The 4,424-nt window shown below is 71.1% G+C and carries 1 protein-coding gene; it reads left to right on the top strand.

Features of this window, described 5'->3' with window-relative positions; all coding sequences use genetic code 11:
* The coding region (locus ACFWJB_RS35365) for a beta-ketoacyl synthase N-terminal-like domain-containing protein (protein ID WP_386927415.1) at positions 1 to 4,424 on the top strand (4,424 nt) is incomplete at both ends.

Genomic DNA, 4,424 nt, shown 5'->3' with positions numbered 1-4,424 from the left:
ACGGCCGAGTACTGGACCGACAACCTGCGCCACCCCGTGCTGTTCCACCAGACCCTCACCCAGCTCGCCGACACCGGCCACGCCCACTACATCGAAACCAGCCCCCACCCCGTCCTCGCGCACGCCGTCCAGCACACCTACGAAGCCCTCCACACCGACAGCCCCGCTGCCTGCACCACCACCCCCAGCCTGCGCCGCGACACCACGGACACCCACACCTTCGCCCTCAACCTCGCCACCGCCCACACCCACGGCCTGCCCGCCACCTGGCCCACCCACGGCCCCTGGACCGACCTGCCCACCTACCCCTTCCAACACCAGCCCTACTGGCTCGAAGCAGGGCCCCTACGGCAGGGCGAGCGGAACCGGGGTGGCATGGCCGTGGAACCGGCCACCGAAACCGCCGTCTCCCAGGCCTCGGTCTCCCTCCTCGCTCAGCGGCTGGCGGCCGAGGAGTCCGCGGAGGAACAACTCCGGATCGCACAGGAGCATGTCCTCAGCCATGTCGCGATCCTCCTCGGCCACGTCACGCCCGAGACCGTCGACGCCTCGCGCGCGTTCAAGGAGCTGGGCTTCGACTCCCTCGCCGCTGTCGAGTTCAGGAGCCGACTGGGCTCGTCGGTCGGGCTGACGCTGCCGACGACTCTCACGTTCGACCATCCCACTCCGCGCGCGGTTGCCGGATACCTGCGCAGCCGGCTGCTCGGCGAAGGGGCCGATGGGGTGTCGTCGGTTGCTGCTGTGGTGCCGGGTGCTGGTCTCGGTGTGGATGTGGCGGCGGATCCGGTGGTGATCGTGGGGATGAGTTGCCGGTTGCCGGGTGGGGTGTCCTCGCCGGAGGAGTTGTGGCGGCTGGTGGCCGAGGGCGGGGACGCGGTCTCGGAGTTTCCGGTGAACCGGGGCTGGGATCTGGGTTCGCTGTTCGATCCGGATCCGGATCATCCGGGGACGTCGTACGTGTCGCGGGGCGGGTTCCTGCATGCGGCGGACGGTTTCGATGCCGGGTTCTTCGGGATCAGTCCGCGTGAGGCGCTGGCGACGGATCCGCAGCAGCGGCTGCTGCTGGAGGCGTCCTGGGAGGCGTTCGAACACGCCGGCATCGACCCCACGTCGGTACGCGGCACGAACACCGGCCTCTATGTAGGGGCCACGTCTCTCGACTACGGGCCCCGGCTGCACGAAGGGGCGCAGGACCTGGACGGGTACCTGCTCACCGGCAGCACCACCAGCGTCATCTCCGGTCGTGTGTCGTATGCCTTCGGGCTCGAGGGTCCGGCGGTGACGGTGGACACGGCGTGCTCGTCGTCGCTGGTCGCCCTGCACCTGGCCGCCCAGGCGCTGCGCAACGGCGAGTGCCGGCTCGCCCTGGCCGGAGGGGTCACCGTCATGTCCACTCCCGGCATGTTCGTGGAGTTCAGCCGTCAGCGGGGACTCGCCCCGGACGGCCGGATCAAGGCGTTCGCCGACGGTGCCGACGGCACGGTATGGAGCGAGGGCGTCGGGGTCCTGGTCCTGGAGCGGCTCTCCGACGCCCGACGCAACGGACACCGGGTGCTGGCGGTGGTGCGCGGTTCCGCCGTGAACCAGGACGGTGCGAGCAACGGCCTGACGGCGCCGAACGGCCCCTCACAGGAGCGCATGATCCGGCAAGCACTGGCCTCGGCCGGTCTGACCAGCGCGGATGTAGACGCGGTGGAGGCGCACGGTACGGGCACGCGGCTGGGCGACCCGATCGAGGCACAGGCCCTGCTCGCGACGTACGGCCGGGACCGGGACGACGAACATCCGCTGTGGCTGGGCTCGATCAAGTCCAACATCGGGCACGCCCAGGCCGCCGCGGGTGTCGCCGGTGTGATCAAGATGGTCGAGGCGATGCGGCACGGTGTGCTGCCGCGGACACTCCACGTCGACGAACCCACGTCGCATGTCGACTGGGAGGCCGGGCAGGTGCGGCTGCTGGCCGAGGCGCGCGAGTGGCCGCAGGCCGAACGGCCCCGCCGGGCCGGTGTCTCGTCCTTCGGCATCAGCGGCACCAACGCGCACGTGATCCTTGAGCAGGCCCCTGCTCCGGAGCCCGTCGACGACGGCGAGGCCGAGGAGACTCCGGTCGCGGGAGCGGATGCGCCCGTGGTCTGGCCGGTGTCGGCGAAGACGCCGGGTGCGTTGCGGGAGCAGGCGGGACGGCTGGCCGCGTATGTCCGTGAGGCCGGGGACGCGGTGGACGCGGCGGCTGTCGCCCATACCCTCGCCCATGGGCGGGCCGGGTTCGACGAGCGGGCCGCGGTCGTCGGCGAGGGTGTGCCGGAACTGCTCACCGGGCTGCAGGCGTTGGCGGCCGGTGAGGCGCATCCGTCCCTGGTGGGTGGGGCGGTGGCCGGGGGCAGGACGGTGTTCCTGTTCACCGGTCAGGGCTCGCAGCGTCCCGGGATGGGACGCGACCTCTATGACCGTGAGCCGGTGTTCGCGGCCGCCTTCGACGAAGTGTGCGGCCGATTCGAGCTGCCGGTGCCGTTGAAGGAGGTCGTGTTCGGGGCGGATGCGGAGCTGCTGAACCAGACCCGCTATGCCCAGGCCGGTCTGTTCGCCCTCCAAGTCGCGCTGTTTCGGCTGGCTGAGCACTATGGGCTAGTTCCGGAGGTGCTGCTGGGGCATTCCATCGGTGAGCTCGCCGCCGCGCACGTCGCCGGCGTCTGGTCACTGGAGGACGCTTGTGCGCTGGTCGGAGCGCGGGGCCGGCTGATGCAGGCCGCCCGCTCCGGTGGTGCGATGACCATGATCGCCGCGTCCGAGGACGAGGTGACGGCGGTCCTGAAGGGCCGTGAGGGTGTGTCACTGGCGGCCGTCAACGCGGCCGAGTCCGTGGTCGTCTCCGGAGACGTCGACGCCGTCGCCGAGGTCGCCGGGCACTTCGAGGAGCAGGGCCGGCGCACGAAGGCCCTGCATGTCAGTCATGCCTTCCACTCCGCGCACATGGACTCGGCTCTGGAGGAGTTCGCGCGGGTGGCCGCCCAGGTCACCGCGCATGCCCCGCGTGTGCCGGTGATCTCGAACGTGACCGGGCGGGTCGCCTCGGCCGAGGAGCTGGCCGACCCGGCGTACTGGGTGGCTCAGTTGCGGGGGACGGTGCGTTTCGCCGCCGGGGTCGCACAGGCCCGGGAACTGGGCGGCAACGTGTTCGTCGAGCTCGGTCCGGATGCGGTCCTGGCCACCCTCATCCCCGACGAGGCCGTGGCCATCCCGCTCCAGCGCACCGGCCAGACCCACGCCTTCCACCTGGCGCTCGCCACCGCCCACTGCCACGGCCTGCCCGTCACCTGGCCCACCACCAGCACCACGCCGGCAGACCTGCCGACGTACCCCTTCCAGCACGAGAGCTACTGGCTCACCCCCACCACCCACACCGGCGACGCCACCGCCCACGGCCTCGACACCACCGATCACCCCCTGCTCACCGCATCCCTCCACCACCCCGAAGACGACACCACCCTCCTCACCGGCCGGATCTCACTGTCCACACACCCGTGGCTGACGGACGACGTGGACGCAGGCCGAGCCCTGCTGATGGAGCTTGCTCTTCACGCGGTGCACGAGACGGATGGCGACCACCTCGAAGAGTTCACCATCGAGGTACCCCTCGTCCTCGCGGCTCACGAAACCGCACGCGTCCAGGTGGCGGTCGGCGCCCCGGACGACGCGGGTCGCCGCCAGGTCACCGTGCACTCCAAGGGAGAGGAGTGGGTCCGGCATGCCGTCGGCACCCTGTCCCCCGCTCCCGCCGCGGCCCTTGAGCCGGTCTCGACGTGGCCGCCTGCCGGGGCCGAGCCGCTCGACACAGAGGACTTCCCCGGGCTCGACAACGTCTGGAGCATGGGCGACGACATCTTCGCGGAAGTCTCGGTTTCGGAGGACATGGAGGTCACTGGCTTCGGTGTCCATCCGGCTCTCCTCGCGGCGGCGCTTCGATCCGTCGCGGTTGTCCGGCCGCTCGTTCCGACGACCGCCGGCGGGCTTCAGCTCGTCGCCACGGGTGCGACCGCACTGCGCGTGCACTGGTCACTCACGGGAGACACCGCCAGGCTCGTAGCCACCGATGCCTCCGGTCTCCCGGTCCTGGCGGCCGACACCGTTTCGCTCGCACTCGACACCGATGCGGGCGACCTCGCTTCGGCCAGGAGCAGGCAGGGAGACCGTCTGTACGTCACCGAGTGGGTTGAGGTGGCGCAGGACGCTGATCCCTCAACGACCGTACGGAACGCGGTCATCGGGGAGGTGGTGCCGGGTCTCCCGGACGGCACACCCGTCCACCCGGACCTGGACGCCCTCACCGCGGCCGTCACCGACGGCGCCCCCATCCCCGACCACGCCATCCTGCACCTGCCCCCCACCACCGGCGACCCCGTCGAAGCCACCCACACCCTCACCGC

It is taken from the genome of Streptomyces sp. NPDC127100, from assembly GCF_042724095.1.
Taxonomy (GTDB): Bacteria; Actinomycetota; Actinomycetes; order Streptomycetales; family Streptomycetaceae; genus Streptomyces.
The sequence above is the reverse complement of the archived record's forward strand: the minus strand, read 5'-3'. Positions and strand labels throughout refer to the sequence as shown.